Raw genomic sequence first — 16,439 nt, 5'->3', positions numbered from 1 at the left:
CGCTGTTTACCCCTACTCGGGGGACTTGTTCGTGGCGGCGGGGGGGGCGGGGGGCGCGGCGGGGGGACGCCGGTGGGGGCGGGCCCGTCGCCCGCCCCGCCCCCCACGGGGAAGGCTTCGCCTCCAGGACGGAGGCCACCGCTTCGGGTGTGGTCGGTTACTGCATGACCGCCATGGCGAGCGCGCGCCGGGCGCGCATCGAGGCGCGCTCGGCCCGGCGGTGCATCCGGCGGGCGGTCGCCAGGCGCATGGCCCGGCGTTCCCGCTCGGCCTCATGCAGGCGCTCGTGCATATGCGCACGCGCCAGGGCTTCTGGGATGAGTTGCATTTCGCGGGTCCTGTTCTGACGCGAGTCCTTCGCGTCACTGGTGGTGAAGTCTTCAGGCGCGGTGCCTGCGATCTCGTCGGTGGACGGCTTCATCGGGGCCTGCTTCTTGGGGTCGTGCGTGAGGGGGCGATCGATCGTTCCGGTGATGTTCATGCCGTGACCGGGTTCTTGCGCGGGCGACCACGCGGCCGCTTCCGGGCGACGACGACCCCCTGGACGAACAGCTCGCCACCCCAGACGCCCCAGGGCTCACGCCGCTCCTTGGCACCGGCGAGGCAGGCCTCGACCAGCGGGCAGGTACGGCAGAGGGACTTGGCGTACTCGACGTCCGCCGGCGACTCCGCGAAGAAGACCTCCGGGTCGAAGGAACGGCAGGGGACGGGTACGCCGAGGTTCTCGATGGCGTCGTCGAGCGCGGTGAGCGCGGTGAGCGGGATCAAGGTGGGGTCCTCCGTGGAGCCGGGCTTGGGGATCGTGTCGGAAGGCGGTACGGACGGGGCGTGCGCTTCGAGTTGCACGGGTGGTCTTCCTCGTCTGGTCGTTCCGGCCGGTCGGCCGGTTGCGGCTTGGTACCGGGTTCTTTTCTTGTCCCGAGGCTCCTTCGCGCTGTCGTCCCCGTTCGGGGAAAACAGAAGGGCCGCGGATCCCGGGTGGGGTTCCGCGGCCCTGAAGGCGCCGGCCTGATCGAAGATCAGGCTGGATCACTCCAGGGTTCTGGCCCACGGAAGGCCCACATCAGGTGGTGCTGCGTCGTCTGCTTCCGGAATCCGGCACCGGTCGCCGTAAAGGCATAGGCCTGAGCCTGTGCCGCTACTGCTGCTTCCAGTGCCTTGGTCGGTCGCTCGTCGCGCTCACGGACGGGAAGGCCCGCGGGGGCAACGGAGGCGGACGCCGGACGCACGGCACGAATGCCGGACAGACCGGTGCCCGGGTTGGAAACGCCGAGCATGCGCAGGGAGACGGCCGAGCGATCGGTCAGTTTGGCGGTGGAACCGGCGGTGGTGCTGATGTTGATGCTGATCACTGGACTCGCCTCCTCTCGGCGTCTCGGGGGGACCGGTGTGACCCGGTCCACGGATATGCAAGTACAACACGGACCCAGGGCCTCCGGGAAGGCCGCTGTTCTCCGTGACCAAGAACCTATGGGGATTCCCGGGGCATGCGCAAACTATTTTTTCGACGAGTTGGGATCAGTCTCCGCCGTCAAGCCCGGCGACCTCCCGGCCTGCGCAGATGGCCAGAACGTCGGCTCCGTAGCGGTTGAACTTGCGTACCCCGACGCCCGGGATCCTCGCCAGCTCGTGCTCGTCCTCCGGCACGGACTCGGCGATCGCCATCAGCGTCTTGTCGGTGAAGACGCAGAACGCGGGCTGTCCGCTGCGCCCCGCCTGGACCTCCCGCCACTCGCGCAGCCGCTCGTAGACGCCCTCGTCCATGTCGGACGGGCAGTCCTCGCAGCGCATCAGCTTCATCTCACCGGCCTCGGTGAGCGTGCGCCCGCAGACCCGGCAGCGGGCCGGGGTCCGCTGGGTCCGCCGCGGCGCCACGACCGTGGTGCCGCGCCCGGGGCCGCGCTCCACACCGCCCGGGCCGCCGGCGGACGTGCGGGCGCCGGCCGGGGCCGAGCCGGGCCTCAGCCCCTTGAGGAAGCGGCTGGGGCGGCGGTTCGGGCGGCCGCCGGGCGAGCGGGCGAGCGCCCAGGAGACGTGCAGGCGCTCCCGCGCGCGGGTGACGCCGACGTAGAGGAGGCGGCGTTCCTCCTCGATCTGCTCGTCGGTCTTTGCGTAGGTGATCGGCATCATGCCCTCGGCGACGCCCACCAGGAAGACGGCGTCCCACTCCAGGCCCTTGGCCGAGTGCAGCGAGGCGAGGGTGACGCCCTGGACGGTCGGCGGGTGCTGGGCACCCGCCCGCTCGTCGAGTTCCGCGACGAGGTCGCCCAGGGTGGCACCCGTCCGGGCGGCGGCGAAGTCGTGGGCCAGGGAGACCAGGGCCGCCAGCGACTCCCAGCTCTCCCGGACGGCGCCGGACCCCGCCGGGGGCTGGGGCGTCCAGCCCTCCCCCGACAGCACGGCACGCACCTGGGACGGCAGGTCGACGGCGTCGTCGAGGAGGTGGTCGTTGCCGCCGAAGCGTGCGGCGGCCCGCAGGGCGCTGCCGGCCCTGCGCACCTCGGGACGGTCGAAGAAGCGCTCCGCCCCGCGCAGCTGGTAGGGGACTCCGGCGTCGGCGAGGGCCTGTTCGTAGGTCTCGGACTGCGAGTTCGTACGGAACAGCACCGCGATCTCGGCGGCGGGGACGCCCGAGTCGATGAGTTCGCGGATGCGGCGGGCGGCTCCCTCGGCCTCGGCCGGTTCGTCGGTGTACTCGGCGTAGACGGGCTCGGGGCCCGCGGGGCGCTGGGAGACCAGCTCCAGGCGGTGGTCGGCGGCCCGGCCGCGGGCCTGGGCGAGCAGTCCGTTGGCGAGGTGGACCACCTGGGGGGTGGAGCGGTAGTCGCGGACCAGCTTGACGACGGTGGCGTGGGGGTGCCGGCTGCGGAAGTCGAGCAGATGGTCGGGGGTTGCTCCCGTGAACGAGTAGATCGTCTGGCTGGCGTCACCGACCACGCACACGTCGTCGCGGTCGCCGAGCCACAGCTCCAGCAGGCGCTGCTGGAGGGGGCTGACGTCCTGGTACTCGTCGACCACGAAGTGCTGGTACTGGGCGCGGACCTGCTCGGCGACGTCGTGCCGGTCCTGCAGGACGGCCACCGTGAGCAGCAGCACGTCCTCGAAGTCGATGACGCCGCGCCCCCGCTTGAGGTCCTCGTAGGCGGAGTACAACTGGGCGATCTCCGCGGCGTCGCGAGGCGCCTCGCGGCCGGCCTTGGCCGCGGCGGGGGCGTAGTCGGCGGGGACGGTCTGGGTGACCTTCGCCCACTCGATCTCGGCGGTGACGTCGCGCAGCTCGCCCCGGTCGAGCCGGAGGTGGCAGGCGGCGGCCGCGTCGGCGACGAGCTGGATCTTGCGGTCGACGAGCCGGGGCAGGGAGCCACCGATCGCTTTCGGCCAGAAGTACTGGAGCTGCCGCAGCGCCGCCGAGTGGAAGGTGCGGGCCTGGACGCCGGCCGCGCCGAGCTGACGGAGCCGGCCGCGCATCTCCCCGGCGGCGCGGTTGGTGAAGGTGACGGCGAGCACGCTGGACGGCTGGAGGATCCCGGCGCGCACCCCGTAGGCGATGCGGTGGGTGATCGCCCGGGTCTTGCCGGTCCCGGCGCCGGCCAGCACGCACACCGGACCGCGCAGGGCGGTGGCCACCTCGCGCTGCTCGGGGTCGAGCCCTTCGAGCACCGCGTCGGCCGAGTCCGGTACCTGCGGGAAAAGGGTGGAGTGCGTTGCTGCTGTCACCCCGCCATGCTGCCAGGTCGGGCGGGACGGGTGCGTCGGCCGTCCACAGGCACGCACCGACAGTCGTACTGATGCGACCGGCGTCACGCGCCGGGAATGGCGGGGCGACCACGAAACGTTCACCCTCTGCGACCTCATCCCCGAGCCGCCGAAGGAGCGCGAGAGACATGCCGGGCACTGTGACGATGTACAGCACCACGTGGTGCGGCTACTGCCGTCGGCTGAAGAGCCAGATGGACCGCGAGGGCATCGCGTACACCGAGATCAACATCGAGCAGGACCCGGATTCCGCCGCGTTCGTGGAGAAGGCGAATGGCGGAAACCAGACGGTTCCCACTGTTCAGGTAGTTCCCTCCAGTGGCGGCACCGAGGTCGTGATGACGAACCCGAGCCTTGCCCAGGTGAAGCAGGCACTCGGCGTCTGACCCTTGCGAGACGCAGCCCCCGACCGGCCTGACGCTGATCGGGGGTTTTGTGTGCCCCGGGGAGACCGCAGCGGCAGGTCCAAGGCCCGCCCCCGGCAACCACCGCTGTAGATGCGAGGCCCTCCTGAACGCGCCCTGCACAGGGCGCAGAGAGACTGAGCGCTCCACCTGGTGGCCGTCACCGACAGAACCTCTGAGCGCGCGGTAGCAATGCCGCAGGTTCAGAGCGCGAGCACAGGCCGAGTAGAGAAGTCCTCGCAAAGGTCCTCACCATCCGGGCCATACACGAACTCGACCATGGATGGGTTGCGATTGGCGGTGGCCAGGGGCAGCCATGCCAGCATGTGGCCGTAGCCGCCGCACACCGACTCGCCACCGTCTCCGCCGTGGACCGCTGTAACGTCGCTCGTCAACTCCGTGCGGTAGGTGTCGTAGGCGATGCGCAGGCCGAAGGCGTTCAGCTGGTTCTGCGGGCCCGTGCGGTCCCCGTAGGGGATGCGGTCGAGGGGGCAGTCGTTCCCCCACCGAAACAGGGTTTCTGCCCCAGCTCCACAAGCGTGCTCCCACTCGTCGGGGCTCGGCATCCGCAGGCCACGAGCCGCGAGAACAGCCGGCATGTCAGCAGGCAACTCGGTCAGGTTCTCGTCCTCCACAGCCATGAGCACAGTGGCCAAGACGACGCTCCGGCGGGGGCTGAGCACCTGCGCGAGGTGGGCCCGCAGGTCGGATCCGTAGCCGAAGCCCTGCTCCAGGCTCTCGGCATAGTCGGCAGTCTGCTGCGGGGTCGGTTGCCAACTGTTCAGGTCGAAGCCGAGGGACACCGGCCCTCCGGGTATCAGAGCGAATTCCTGTCCGTTCCGCTCGATCCGGATGCGATGAAGCGGAGCACCGAGGTGCTCTGTGGTCTCAACGAGTGTCACCCGACCGTCAACCAAGCCAGCGGCCTCCTCGGCGACGCGGCGTGCGGTAGGCAATTCGAAGGATCGCCACTGGTCGAAAGTGAGATCAGAGAGAGACATGGACCGCAGTGTTGCACGCAGGTCTGACACGGCTCGCGACCACTGCACTCCAGAGCTGAGCTGCGGTCGCGAAAGCCTCCAAGGAAGTCCAAGCGGACACTGGCGGCGGACCGTGGCCACCATTTCCTGGTTCGGGACGCACCCGTGTACGCCTGTCTCAGGCGCCCTCGCCGAGGTGGCGGTAAAGAGTGGCGCGGGAGATCCCGAGAGCCTTGGCGATGGCGCTCACGCTCTCGCCCTTCGCCTTTCTGGCACGGGCCACGGTGAGCACATCCTCATCGACGACGGACGGCCGTCCGCCTGTACGCCCCTGCGCCTTGGCTGCGTCGAGTCCTGCGCGGGTGCGCTCCTTGATGAGGCTGCGCTCAAACTCCGCCATGGCTCCGACCACCTGAAGCATGAGACGGCCGTCAGCTGTACCGGGGTCGATGTTGGCCAGCGCGCCTGTGAGCACCTTGAACCCGATGCCCCGCTCTCGAAGGGTGTCGACCATGGTCACAAGGTCGATGAGGGACCGAGCGAAGCGGTCCAGCTTCCACACGCACAGGGTGTCGCCGGGTCTGGCGTAGTCCAGTGCGGCCCTGAGCTCTGGCCGGTTGGTGTTCTTCCCGCTGGCCTTGTCCTCGAAGATGCGGGCGCACCCTGCGGCCGTCAGTGCGTAGCGCTGCAACTGCGCTTCCTGGTCATCGGTCGAGACGCGGGCGTATCCGATGAGCTGACCGGTGATCGTGTTCGTCGTCACGGCCGGGACTGTCTCAGAACTCGTCTCAATACGTCAAGCCCGAGACGAAAGTTTCGAGACGGGTTTTGAACAGTGCTGCGCCCCCTTCCGGGGCGCCTGCCGTCTCGTCTCACAAACCTTGGTTTTCGAGACGCCCGTTACTCGTCACGCTGGGCCACGGTCGGGCTGTGCTCTCTGCCGTGTGTTGGCCAGCACTGCGCGTGTCCGCAACGGCAAGAGGCTGTGAGCCTGTCTGCCTGCCTGTCGCTGTGCTCTCGCCTGCCTGCCAGGGGCACAGCCTGTCAGCCGCTCACGCTGGCGCACAGCCGTTCGCTTGCCACGGGACACGGGCCGCTGGCCAGCCTCTCGACGGCGGAGGAGAGGCAATGGCGAAGGGGGTGGGGTATGACCCCTTGAAGGGGCCTTGCCCGACCGCTGTGTCTTACCGGCTCAAATCCTGCCACGGTTTCAGGGCCTTTCAGGCTGGCCTGTACTCCAGCCGGCCGAGGCGTAACGCCTGTTCAAAGGCCTGTGCTGCCTCCTTGGCGACGGCGAAGGAGTGCACAGAACGAAGCCTTACGTCCTTGCCTGTGGGGCGCGGCAGCGCCCCCCTTGGGCTTGCTCCTGTCGGCCCCTGCTGGGCCGCACTGTCGTAGAGGCTTCGGGTTGTGGCGGCCATCCGGCCGCCCATGCTGCCTACTACTTCGCCGATGCCTTCTCTTGGGGCGCTGCCGCGCCCCGCTCTGCTTGCCGGGGGCCGCGAAGCCGCTTCCTTCTGTCGGCCCCTGCGGGGCCGCAACTGCGAGGGGTGACAGAAGAGAGAGCGCGCGAACCTTTCCGCAGGTCACTGCCCCTGTCGCTACACGTACGGCGTGTGCTGGCTACACCTGCGGTGTATGGTCACCGGTCTTGATGGACGCGGCACGGTACCGGTGCACCCTTCCCCTTCTGGAAGAGGTGAGAGGGCAGGACCAGGCAAGCGGCACCCGACCGGGGCGAGACGAGCCCAAACCTCTTGGCGCGGTTGACCGCGTTGGTCGTGCTCTGGTCGGACAGGGGCTTGCCCTCCTTGCCCAGCAGAGAGGCCAGCTTCCCAGGGTCGAAGGCTGCATGACCCTGGCGGTCAGCCCAGCCCAGCCCAGCGAAGTGCACTCGGTAGGCGAGCGGGTGCCAGGGTTCCTGCGCCATGCGCCGGTACTCGCGCTGGGAGACTCCGCCCCACGGGCGGTCATGACCGAAGCTGATGGCCACTGGCTGCGGCTCCTTCCTGTGAGGCGCACACGGGTGCGCCAGCGGCCCCGCCGGGCGGCGAGACATGTGTCTCCCTTCTTTGCGGGGGTGGCCGTGCGGAAGGCACAGCGCTTCACAGGTGGGCGCCCAAAGCTTCGGGCCTGGACTCGGTCTCATGCAGTCGGGAGCGACGGCGGCGACCTGGCCCGGCGTCGTACATCATGCTGAAACGGGGAAGGCCCCCATGGTCGGGGGCCTTCCTTGCTCGCTCGGCAGCATCAGACGGGAGCCGTAACCTTCTCGGCCTCGCCTGCTCCCTTGGCTTCCTCTTCGGCCTTCGCTTGCTGCGCCGCGCGTTCAGCCTCGAAATCCTCCCAGCGGCTGACGATCTCCCACTCGGCGCCCGTAAGCGTCGTGGGCTTCTCGTACGGCTTTCCGGGCAGCGAGACCGGTGTGATCGGTGCGAGCACTTGAGAAGCCTTCACGGGGGTGACCCACCACGAGACACCCTGCTGCCGGATGTTCTCGATGAGGTCGCCGGGATCGATGGCAAGGGCATCGGGCCGGAAGTGCGCCTTCACCTTGTGCTTCTTCAGAAACTCCCGCCGCTCGTCGACGCTCGACCGCACCCACCACTCCGCGTAGCTCTCGCCCGTACCGGTCCACACGGTCACCGGCTTCGGTCCCTCCTGGCTCGTTACCTTCTCTCGGTCCTGGGCAAGGCTGGCGACTTGTGAGGCGTACGCGACGGCGCTGATCTCGTCCTGCTGGAGTTCCTTCAGGAGCTGGTTCATCTTGCCGTCGATGACGGCGAGCTTCGCCGCACGGCTGTCGTCGATGGTCGTCTTCGACTCCATCCGTTCCAGGTGGCCGATCTCTCCCAACAGAGCCGACTCCAGCCAGGGGTACAAGTCCTCTGCCCAGAACCTCTGCTTCGGGCATGCCTGAATGCCCTTGCTCTTGTTTCCGTGGCAGCGGTACCGCTCCCGCTTGCCCTTGGCCGGGTCGCCCTTCACGAAGTACAGGGAGCTGCCACACAGCATGCAGAACGTCACGCCCACCGTCGGCGACGTAGAGCCCTTCTGCTTCTTGTACTTGACCGAGGCGACGGCTTCCGACAGCTTCGCCCACTCCTCCTCGTTCAGCACCGGCTCAGACCGCATGACGGGAGTGCCGTCGTCATTGCGGACCACGGCGCCATTCGCGCGTACGTACTCCCCGAGCAGAGACCGGCTGACCAGTACGGCTTGCACTGTGGTCGGCGTCCATCTGGCGCCCCGAGGCTTCGGGTCCGCCAGCCGAGTTGTGCTCTCGCCTGCCGCCGCGCGGATGCGAGCGATGTCCTGAGCCGTGGGCACGCCTTGCTCGTTCAGCCAGTCGGCGACGGCCGAGAAACTCGGCTTCTCGATGAAGCGCCGGATCATCTCGATCAGCGTCGGGCCGTACTCGGGGTCGAGTTCGAGGGTGAAGCCTGCGTCGCCCTTCACCGCTCTGCGTCCGAACGGGACAAGGCCACCCGGCCAACGACCGGTCTTTCGCATGGTCTCCCGGGAAGCCTTGTTGCGGGCCTTGATGGCGTCCAACTCGGCCTCTGCGACCACGGCCAGGATCTTGGCGATGGTCTTGCCCCATGGCTTCGAGAGGTCGAATCCCTCCTCGCAGGAGATGAGGCCCTTACCGTTCGCCTCGCACCACTCAATGATGTCCGAGAGATGGCGGACCGACCGCGCGATGCGGTCGATCTTCAGGATGATGATGTGGTCGAACTGATCCTTCTTGTTGTTGAGCCAGTCCCCCAGGGACGGACGCACCCACGGCGAGATGGACGCCGACACGTCGATGTCGACCGCAAAGTCGACCAGCTCCATTTCCTCCGCGTCGGCCCGCTTGCTGATGCGGGTCCGCTGCGTTTCCTCGCCGGTCTGGTTCTCGTTGCCTACAGACAGACGGACCACGCCAAGCGCCCTGGGCTTGTCGCTCACCCTTGCCCCTCCCCAAGACAGGGGCGGCCCTCCCTGGCCGCCACAAGTAAGGAGGAAAGTCTACAGACCGTGCCGACCGTGCTCTTCCCCGACGGCTCGACGCTGACGAACCCGTCGCTGGCGCAGGTGAAGCAGAAGATCGGCGCCTGATCCCTCCAGCCGCGGCGCCCCCTCCGGTCGACGTGACCGGAGGGGGCGTACCTGTGCGCCCGTCTTTCCGTGGTGCCTGTCGTCGCGTTGTCGGTCAGTGCACGTCGAACTCGTAGCCGTGCCTGATGTCCGTGGGGCAGCTGAACACCCGGAGGTCTCCCCACCTGCCCACGGTGACACCTGTGGTGTGGTCGCTGGCCACGGTGAAGAGGAGTCTCATGGGGGCGTCGCACTCACGGCAGCGGAACTCCCACGGTTCGGTGAGGTGCCAGGTGGGCCAGCCGCCGAACTTGTATCCCGCCACGCGTGTGATGACGTCGCCCCCGTCTTCGCCAGGGGTCTCCTCCACCAGCCGTCCCACGTCGTGCGCGACGTCGTCCGGCAGTTCCTCCGGGTAGGGGAAGTCTGTCAGCGGCACGGGAGTCAGCAGGCACGGCCGGGGCGAGAAGCCGTAGTCCTCTTCTTCCTGCCGCACGGGCGCGGGGGGCCGGAACGGCTCCCGTGGCAGGTCGGCTGCCCGCCACCAGCGAATCTCCACGACCGGGTTTCCGTCCGCGTGCGGAGCCGGCGGATCCCAGTGCGGGTTCGGGCACCACAGCAGCTGGAACACATCGGCATCCCGCGGCCACCAGTCTCCCGGGGCGTCCCGTCGCCATACCTGCACCACCGGGACCATGGCCACGGGCGGCAGCCCGGAGGACGCCTGTTCGTCCGGCACTGAACAGTGCGGCCACGGCTCGTGTGCCGGCCAGGGCATCGGCCCGGCGATGGAGCTGTCCCGGTGCCCCGGCGTCCCCGGCGTCGGATGGAGGACGACCGCGGGCCGGGCGTAGGGAGCGAGAGCGGGGACTGCGGCGAGAATGGCCTCGGCGGACGGCCTGTTCGAGTACGGCAGCACGACCGAACGGTACACGGCCCCCAGAGGCTCCGATCCAGGTCGACGAGCTCACCGTTCAGCGTTGAAGCCCCGGCCGAGCGATCGGTACATGGGTGAGGGGCGGGCCCTCCCGCGTGGGGCGGGCCCGCCCCTCACACCTGTACCGCGGTGCCGCCTCAGACGAGGCCGCGGGTCGGCAGCGGCTTGCCGTACCAGAGCTCGATCAGGCGGGCCGCGATCGAGATGCCGTAGGGCGGGAGCACCTCGCCGGACTCGAAGGCGGCGCCCAGCTCGTCGCGGGAGAACCAGCGGGCCTCGTGGATCTCGTCGCCGTCGACGTCGATCTCCGTCGAGGTGGCACGGGCCATGAAGCCCAGCATGAGGCTGGACGGGAAGGGCCAGGGCTGGCTGGCGACGTACTCGACGGGGCCGACGGCGATGCCGACCTCCTCGAAGACCTCGCGGCGCACCGACTGCTCGATGGACTCGCCGGGCTCCACGAAGCCGGCGAGCGTCGAGAAGCGGCCCTCGGGCCAGTGCACCTGGCGGCCGAGCAGGATGCGGTCGTCCGCGTCGGTGACCGCCATGATCACGGCGGGGTCGGTCCGCGGGTAGTGCTCGGCGCCGCAGGCGGGGCAGCGGCGGATGTGGCCGGCCGCGGCGATGACGGTGCGCTCGCCGCAGCGGGAGCAGAACCGGTGCAGGCGCTGCCAGTTCTCCAGGGCGACCGCGTGGACCATCAGACCCGCGTCGCGGGGCGACAGGAGCAGGCCCGCCTCGCGCAGCCCGGCCGGGCGCGCGGACTGGTCCATGCGGCCGGGCAGGGAGTCCTTCTGGAGGGCGAAGTAGCTGACGCCGTCCTCGTCGGTGCCCAGGAAGTACCGGTGCGCCTCGGTGAGCGGCGCCTCGAAGGAGGGGGTCATGACGATTTCGGTGCGTCCGTCGGGTACCTCGTCGATGAGGACCTGACCGCCGGAGACCACGAAGCAGCGCGTCGAGGGGTGGCTCCACGCCGCCGCGAGCCAGGCCTCGTCGAGCCGGTGGTGGGCGGCTCGGTCGACGCCGCTCGGGGCGGTGAGCGAGATGGGACGGTCGGCGGTGTGGTCGGTCCAGGTGGTCACGGGTGCTTCCAACTCCCCCGGTGGGCGGGTGTGGTTCGGCAGGCGGTTCAGCGGGTGGTACGGCGCGTGGCGAGCGGGTCCGGTGGGACCCGCGCCGGTCGGGGCGGGGGCTCAGGGCGCGTGGCGCCAGTGCTCCGCCAGGTCGCCCCACAGGTGGGCGGATGTCTCGACACCCTTGAGGAGCAGGTCGAGCTCAACCTTCTCGTCGGGGGCGTGCCAGCCGTCGGAGGGGACGGAGATTCCGAGGAAGAGCACCGGTGCGCCGAGGACCTCCTGGAGGTCGGCGGCCGGTCCGGAGCCGCCTTCGCGGGTGAAGCGGACCGGTTTCCCGAAGGCCCGGCCCATGGCGCGGACCACGGATTGCAGCGCCGGGTGGTCCAGCGGCGTCAGGCACGGGCGCGTGGCCGGGCCGAAGGTGATCTCGCAGCGGATGCCGTCCGGCACCTGCTCGGCGGCCCAGGCGCGGACGGCCTTCTCGACGTGGTCGGGGTCCTGTCCCGCGACCAGGCGGAAGGAGAGCTTCACCATGGCGGAGGACGGGATGATCGTCTTGCTGCCCGGGCCCTGGTAGCCGCCGCCGATGCCGTTGACCTCGGCGGTGGGGCGGGCCCAGATGCGCTCCAGGGTGGTGTGGCCGGCCTCGCCGTGGGCGGCGTACGACTTGGCCGTGCGCAGCCACTGCCGCTCGTCGAAGGGCAGCTCGGCGAAGAGGTCGCGTTCGCGTTCGGTGAGTTCGACGACGCCGTCGTAGAAGCCGGGGACCGCCACGCGCGCGTGCTTGTCGTGCAGGGCTGCCACCAGGCGGGCGGCGGCCGTGGCCGGGTTGGGGACCGCGCCGCCGAAGGAGCCCGAGTGGATGTCCTGGTCGGGTCCGTGCAGCCGGATCTCGCACTCGGCGAGGCCGCGCATGCCGGTGCACACGGTGGGGGTGTCCTCGGACCACATGCCGGTGTCGGAGACGATCACCGCGTCGGCGGCGAGCCGCTCGGTGTGCTCCTCCACCAGTGCGCGGAAGTGCGGGGAGCCGGACTCCTCCTCGCCCTCGATCAGCAGCTTGAGGTTCACCGCCGGTGCGGTGCGGCCGGTGGCGGCGAGGTGGGCGCGGACGCCGAGTGTGTGGAAGAACACCTGGCCCTTGTCGTCGGCCGCCCCGCGCGCGTAGAGGCGGTTGTCGCGGACGACGGGCTCGAAGGGGTCGCTGTGCCAGCCGTCCTCGCGGGCCGCGGGCTGTACGTCGTGGTGGCCGTAGACGAGGACCGTCGGTGCCGCGGGGTCGCCGGAGGGCCACTCGGCGAAGACGGCCGGGGCGCCCGCGGTGGGCCAGACCTCGGCGGTCGGGAAGCCGGTCTCCTTCAGCTTGGCGGCGAGCCAGTCGGCGCTGCGGCGTACGTCGGTCGCGTGGTCGGGCTGGGCCGACACGGACGGGATGCGCAGCCACTCGGCGAGATCGTCGAGGAAGGCGGCGCGGTGCCGCTCGATGTACGTACGGACGGCGCTGACGGCATTGTCAACGGGGTGGCTCATACTCACGAGCCTATCGGCCCGCGCGGACACCCTGACCGTGCGGTTCGTCACCGACCGGTTCGCCGAGCAGCAGGCGTTCCAGTGCGGCACGGTCCGGCAGGCCGTCGGGCCGTACGGCCTCGCCGCTGCGTACGTACAGGAAGGTGGCTGCCACCGATTCCAGCGGCACGCGCTGCTGCTCGGCCCAGGCGAGGCGGTACACGGCGAGCTGGAGCGGGTCGGCGGTGCCGTCGCGGCCGGTCTTCCAGTCGACGATCTCGTACGTCGCCGCGGGGCCCTCGCCCTGCCGGTAGACGGCGTCGATCCGGCCGCGCACGACGCGTCCGGCGAGCGTGAGCTGGAAGGGCGCCTCGACGCGGTACGGGGTGCGGTGCGCGTAGCCGGTGCGTTCGAAGGCGTCCTTGAGGAACTCCAGGTCGCGTTCGTCGGCGATCTCGGCCTCGCTGCCGGGCAGCTCCTCCGGCTCCAGCATGGGCAGCGTCAGCGCTTCGAAGCGGGACTCGACCCAGGCGTGGAAGCGGGTGCCCCGGCGGGCGGCGGGCTGGGGCGGGCGGGGCATGGGCCGGGCCAGCTCCTGGGCGAAGCCGTCGGGGTCGGCGGCCAGGCGCAGCAGCTGGGAGGCGGTCAGTGATGCCGGGAGGTGCACCTCGGTGACGCTCTCGCGGGCGCGCAGCAGCTCGCCGGTGAGGGCGTCCAGGTCGCGGTCCCAGGAGGCGACGGTGCGGGCCTCCTCGGGTGTGAGGCGGGACGCGGTGGTGTCCCGGGGGGCGGGGTCCGGCTGCGGCGCCTGGGGCCGGGGGACGGCGGCGCCGGCGGGCTGCGGCGGCGGTGGCGCCTGGCGCGGGACCGTCGGCCGCGCGGCGGGGCGGTCGGTCGCCCAGGAGTCCCAGCCGGCGGAGTCCTCCGGACGGCCGGGGTCCTCGTCGTCGGGGAAGGGCGCGTCGTCCTCGGGAAGGGGGGCCTCGTCCTCGGGGGGCGGCGGCCAGTCCGGGTCGTCGTAGGTGTCCGGGTCGTGCGTGGCGGCGGGCCGGCCGCCGTGCCCGGAGGCGAGGCGGTCGAGGTGGGCGAGGACGGTCTCGGCGGCCGACCGGCGCAGGACGAGGGCCGTGTCGTCCAGGGGCAGGGGCCAGGCCTGGTCGGCGGTGGCCCGGATCAGGGCCGGGTTCTCCTCGTCCTCGGCGGGTTCGTCCGCCCAGGCCTCGATCTCGCCGTACCCGGCGGCGCAGTGGTCGTAGAGGGCCTGGAGGAAGCCGGACGGTCCGCGCGGCTTCTTCTGGCTGGGGCCCCACCAGTGGCCGGAGCCCAGGAGCAGGGAGCGGGGGCGGGTGAAGGTGACGTAGCCGAGGCGCAGTTCCTCGGTGTGCTGGTGTTCCTTCATGGCCTCGTGGAAGGCCTTCAGCCCCCGCGCGTCCCAGGACGCGACGTCGGGCAGGGTGTCGGCGTCGCCGCGCAGTCCGTGCGGCAGCACCTTGCCCTGGGCGGTCCACTTCTCGCGGCCCTGGCCGCTGGGGAAGGTGCCGGTGACCAGGCCGGGGACGGCGACCACGTCCCACTCCAGGCCCTTGGACTTGTGCGCCGTGAGCACCTTGACGGTGTTCTCGCCGCCGGGCAGGGCGTTGTCGAGGCCCTTCTCGTACTGGGCGGCGGTGCGCAGGAAGCCGAGGAAGGCGAGGAGGGTGGCCTCGCCGTCGCCGGCGGCGAAGGAGGCGGCGACGTCCAGGAAGTTCGACAGGGTCTCGCGGCGGCGGGCGGCCAGGGCGTGCGGGGACGCCGACAGCTCGACCTCCAGACCGGTGGTGGCGAGGACGCGGTGCAGGACATCCATCAGGGGGTCGGACAGGGCGCGGCGCAGGTCGCGCAGCTCGGTGGCGAGGCGGGCGAACCGCACGCGCGCGTCCGGCGAGAAGGGCAGCCCGTCGTCGTCGCCGGTGCCGTCCAGCGGTGTCTCCAGGAACGTGTCGAGGGCGTCCGCGAGGGAGATCACCTCGGACGGGTCGACGCCCTCGACGGCCTCGGCGAGCCGCCGGTCGGGGTCGTCGTCGCCGTCCACGCGCGCGTGGCTCACGAGCAGCCGGGCCCGGCGTCCCAGGAGGGCGAGGTCGCGGGGGCCGATGCGCCAGCGCGGGCCGGTGAGCAGGCGGACCAGGGACGCGTTGGCGCCGGGGTCCTGGAGGACCTCGCAGACGGCGACCAGGTCGGCCACCTCGGGCAGGTGCAGCAGGCCGGACAGGCCCACGACCTCGACGGGGACGTCGCGGGCCACCAGCGCGCCCTGGATCTCGGCGAAGTCGGTCGCCGTGCGGCACAGCACGGCGATCTCCCCGGGCGCCTTGCCGGTGCGGACCAGGTGGGCGACGGAGTCGGCGATCCAGTCGATCTCCTCGGCGTGCGTGCGCAGCAGGGCGCAGCGGACCGTGCCGTCGCGTTCGGCGCCGGGGGCGGGGCGCAGGGCCTCCACGCCCGCGTGCATGGCGCGCAGGGGTTCGGCGAGGCCGTTGGCGAGGTCGAGGAGGCGGCCGCCGCTGCGGCGGTTCTCGCTGAGTGCCTGGCGGGCGGCGGGCCGGCCGTCGGCGTGCGCGAAGTGCTCCGGGAAGTCGTCGAGGTTGGCGACGGAGGCGCCGCGCCAGCCGTAGATCGCCTGGCAGGGGTCGCCGACGGCGGTCACGGGGTGGCCGGTGCCGCCGCCGAAGAGGCCCGCGAGGAGGATGCGCTGGGCCACCGAGGTGTCCTGGTACTCGTCGAGCAGCACGACCCGGAACTCGTCGCGCAGGACGCGGCCCACCTCGGGGAGCCCGGCGAGCTGGGCGGACAGGGCGATCTGGTCGCCGAAGTCGAGGAGGTCGCGCTCGCGTTTGGCGGCCCGGTAGCGGATCACCAGGTCGGCGAGTTCCCGGCGGGTGGCGGCGGCCTCGGGGACCTTGCGCAGGTCGGCGTTGGTGAGCTTGGCGCCCTCGAGGGTGCCGAGGAGGTCCGCGTCCCAGGTGCGCAGCTCCTCGGGGCGCACGAGGTGTTCGGAGAGCTCGGCGTCCAGGGCGAGGAGGTCGCCGACCAGGTCGGCGAAGGAGCGGGTGAGCGCCGGGTACGGGCCGGGGGCCTCGCGCAGTACGCGCGCGGCCAGCTGGTAGCGGGTGGCGTCGGCGAGCAGGCGGGACGTCGGCTCCAGCCCGAGACGCAGGCCGTGGTCGGTCAGCAGGCGGCCCGCGAAGGCGTGGTACGTGGAGATCACGGGTTCGCCCGGCGGATTGTCCGGGTCGATGACGTCGGGGTCCGTGACGCCGGCCCGGACGAGTGCCTTGCGGACGCGTTCCGCGAGTTCGCCGGCCGCCTTGTTGGTGAAGGTGAGGCCGAGGACCTGCTCGGGGGCGACCTGGCCGGTGCCGACCAGCCACACGACGCGCGCCGCCATCACCGTCGTCTTGCCCGACCCGGCTCCGGCCACGATCACCTGCGGGGCGGGCGGCGCGACGATGCAGGCCGTCTGCTCCGGGGTGAAGGGGATGCCGAGGAGCTCCTTGAGCTGCTCGGGATCGGTGATACGGGCGGGCACGTCGAAGAGGCTAGCGGCGGCCACTGACAGTGGAGGCCCGGTGCATCCCGGGGGCGGGGAGAAGCGCAGGTCAGCACGCCTGGTGCGACTGGTCACACCGGTCCTCCGGCCCCCGGGGTCCCGTCG

Annotated in this window: 12 protein-coding genes and 1 pseudogene; 2 read left to right on the top strand and 11 right to left on the bottom strand. The window is 71.0% G+C overall.

Annotation, left to right across the window (positions count from 1 at the left end):
• Positions 1-157: 157 nt before the first annotated feature.
• The 4 genes from ACFWJB_RS32255 to ACFWJB_RS32240 form a co-directional block, all read right to left on the bottom strand.
• Positions 158-481 (bottom strand): hypothetical protein, encoded by a 324-nt coding sequence (locus tag ACFWJB_RS32255; protein ID WP_385473137.1) that lies wholly within the window; start codon positions 479-481, stop codon positions 158-160.
• Positions 478-846: a WhiB family transcriptional regulator gene (locus ACFWJB_RS32250; protein WP_385473134.1), complete on the bottom strand. Its 369-nt coding sequence runs from the start codon at positions 844-846 to the stop codon at positions 478-480. Before ACFWJB_RS32250 ends, ACFWJB_RS32255 begins: the two co-directional genes overlap by 4 nt.
• A 173-nt stretch (positions 847-1,019) precedes the next feature.
• The gene (locus ACFWJB_RS32245; protein WP_385473131.1) at positions 1,020-1,352 is read right to left on the bottom strand and encodes a hypothetical protein; all 333 of its coding nucleotides are present in this window, start codon (positions 1,350-1,352) and stop codon (positions 1,020-1,022) included.
• 166 nt (positions 1,353-1,518) lie between these two features.
• A complete protein-coding gene (locus tag ACFWJB_RS32240; RefSeq protein ID WP_386926654.1) occupies positions 1,519-3,855 on the bottom strand; it encodes an ATP-dependent DNA helicase UvrD2 in 2,337 nt (778 codons plus the stop codon).
• A 29-nt stretch (positions 3,856-3,884) separates the two neighbouring features.
• Between ACFWJB_RS32240 and ACFWJB_RS32235 the strand changes: the two genes are divergently transcribed.
• Positions 3,885-4,142: a mycoredoxin gene (locus tag ACFWJB_RS32235; RefSeq protein WP_109361253.1), complete on the top strand. Its 258-nt coding sequence runs from the start codon at positions 3,885-3,887 to the stop codon at positions 4,140-4,142.
• Positions 4,143-4,363: 221 nt separating this feature from the next.
• Here ACFWJB_RS32235 and ACFWJB_RS32230 read toward each other — a convergent pair whose 3' ends face one another.
• The 3 genes from ACFWJB_RS32230 to ACFWJB_RS32220 form a co-directional block, all read right to left on the bottom strand.
• Positions 4,364-5,161 (bottom strand): hypothetical protein, encoded by a 798-nt coding sequence (locus tag ACFWJB_RS32230; protein ID WP_086682406.1) that lies wholly within the window; start codon positions 5,159-5,161, stop codon positions 4,364-4,366.
• Positions 5,162-5,318: 157 nt separating this feature from the next.
• Positions 5,319-5,903, bottom strand: coding sequence for a recombinase family protein (locus tag ACFWJB_RS32225; protein ID WP_386926651.1), 585 nt, complete (start codon positions 5,901-5,903; stop codon positions 5,319-5,321).
• Positions 5,904-7,390: 1,487 nt separating this feature from the next.
• Complete coding sequence (locus tag ACFWJB_RS32220; RefSeq protein ID WP_086682409.1) at positions 7,391-9,094, bottom strand: recombinase family protein; 1,704 nt, start codon at positions 9,092-9,094, stop codon at positions 7,391-7,393.
• Between the two features lie 63 nt (positions 9,095-9,157).
• Between ACFWJB_RS32220 and ACFWJB_RS32215 the strand changes: the two are divergent.
• Positions 9,158-9,244, top strand: a pseudogene (locus ACFWJB_RS32215) (NrdH-redoxin); the annotation flags it as partial.
• Positions 9,245-9,338: 94 nt separating this feature from the next.
• Here the strand turns inward: ACFWJB_RS32215 and ACFWJB_RS32210 are convergent.
• The 4 genes from ACFWJB_RS32210 to ACFWJB_RS32195 form a co-directional block, all read right to left on the bottom strand.
• Positions 9,339-10,142, bottom strand: coding sequence for a hypothetical protein (locus tag ACFWJB_RS32210; RefSeq protein WP_385473125.1), 804 nt, complete (start codon positions 10,140-10,142; stop codon positions 9,339-9,341).
• Between the two features lie 155 nt (positions 10,143-10,297).
• Positions 10,298-11,242, bottom strand: coding sequence for an NAD(+) diphosphatase (gene nudC, locus ACFWJB_RS32205; RefSeq protein ID WP_386926648.1), 945 nt, complete (start codon positions 11,240-11,242; stop codon positions 10,298-10,300).
• A 111-nt stretch (positions 11,243-11,353) separates the two neighbouring features.
• Positions 11,354-12,766, bottom strand: a complete 1,413-nt coding sequence (locus ACFWJB_RS32200) for a dipeptidase (RefSeq protein ID WP_386926646.1) — start codon at positions 12,764-12,766, stop codon at positions 11,354-11,356.
• 10 nt (positions 12,767-12,776) lie between these two features.
• The gene (locus ACFWJB_RS32195; protein ID WP_386926644.1) at positions 12,777-16,313 is read right to left on the bottom strand and encodes a UvrD-helicase domain-containing protein; all 3,537 of its coding nucleotides are present in this window, start codon (positions 16,311-16,313) and stop codon (positions 12,777-12,779) included.
• Between the last annotated feature and the right edge of the window lie 126 nt (positions 16,314-16,439).

It is taken from the genome of Streptomyces sp. NPDC127100 (genome assembly GCF_042724095.1).
Classification (GTDB): Bacteria; Actinomycetota; Actinomycetes; order Streptomycetales; family Streptomycetaceae; genus Streptomyces.
The sequence above is the reverse complement of the archived record's forward strand: the minus strand, read 5'-3'. Positions and strand labels throughout refer to the sequence as shown.

Excerpts from the sequence above, each read along its gene's own strand:
- ACFWJB_RS32255 (WP_385473137.1), bottom strand. The coding sequence starts at position 481 with ATGAACATCACCGGAACGATCGATCGCCCCCTCACGCACGACCCCAAG.
- ACFWJB_RS32240 (WP_386926654.1), bottom strand. The coding sequence starts at position 3,855 with ATGAGGTCGCAGAGGGTGAACGTTTCGTGGTCGCCCCGCCATTCCCGG.
- ACFWJB_RS32235 (WP_109361253.1), top strand. The coding sequence starts at position 3,885 with ATGCCGGGCACTGTGACGATGTACAGCACCACGTGGTGCGGCTACTGC.
- ACFWJB_RS32230 (WP_086682406.1), bottom strand. The coding sequence starts at position 5,161 with ATGTCTCTCTCTGATCTCACTTTCGACCAGTGGCGATCCTTCGAATTG.
- ACFWJB_RS32200 (WP_386926646.1), bottom strand. The coding sequence starts at position 12,766 with ATGAGCCACCCCGTTGACAATGCCGTCAGCGCCGTCCGTACGTACATC.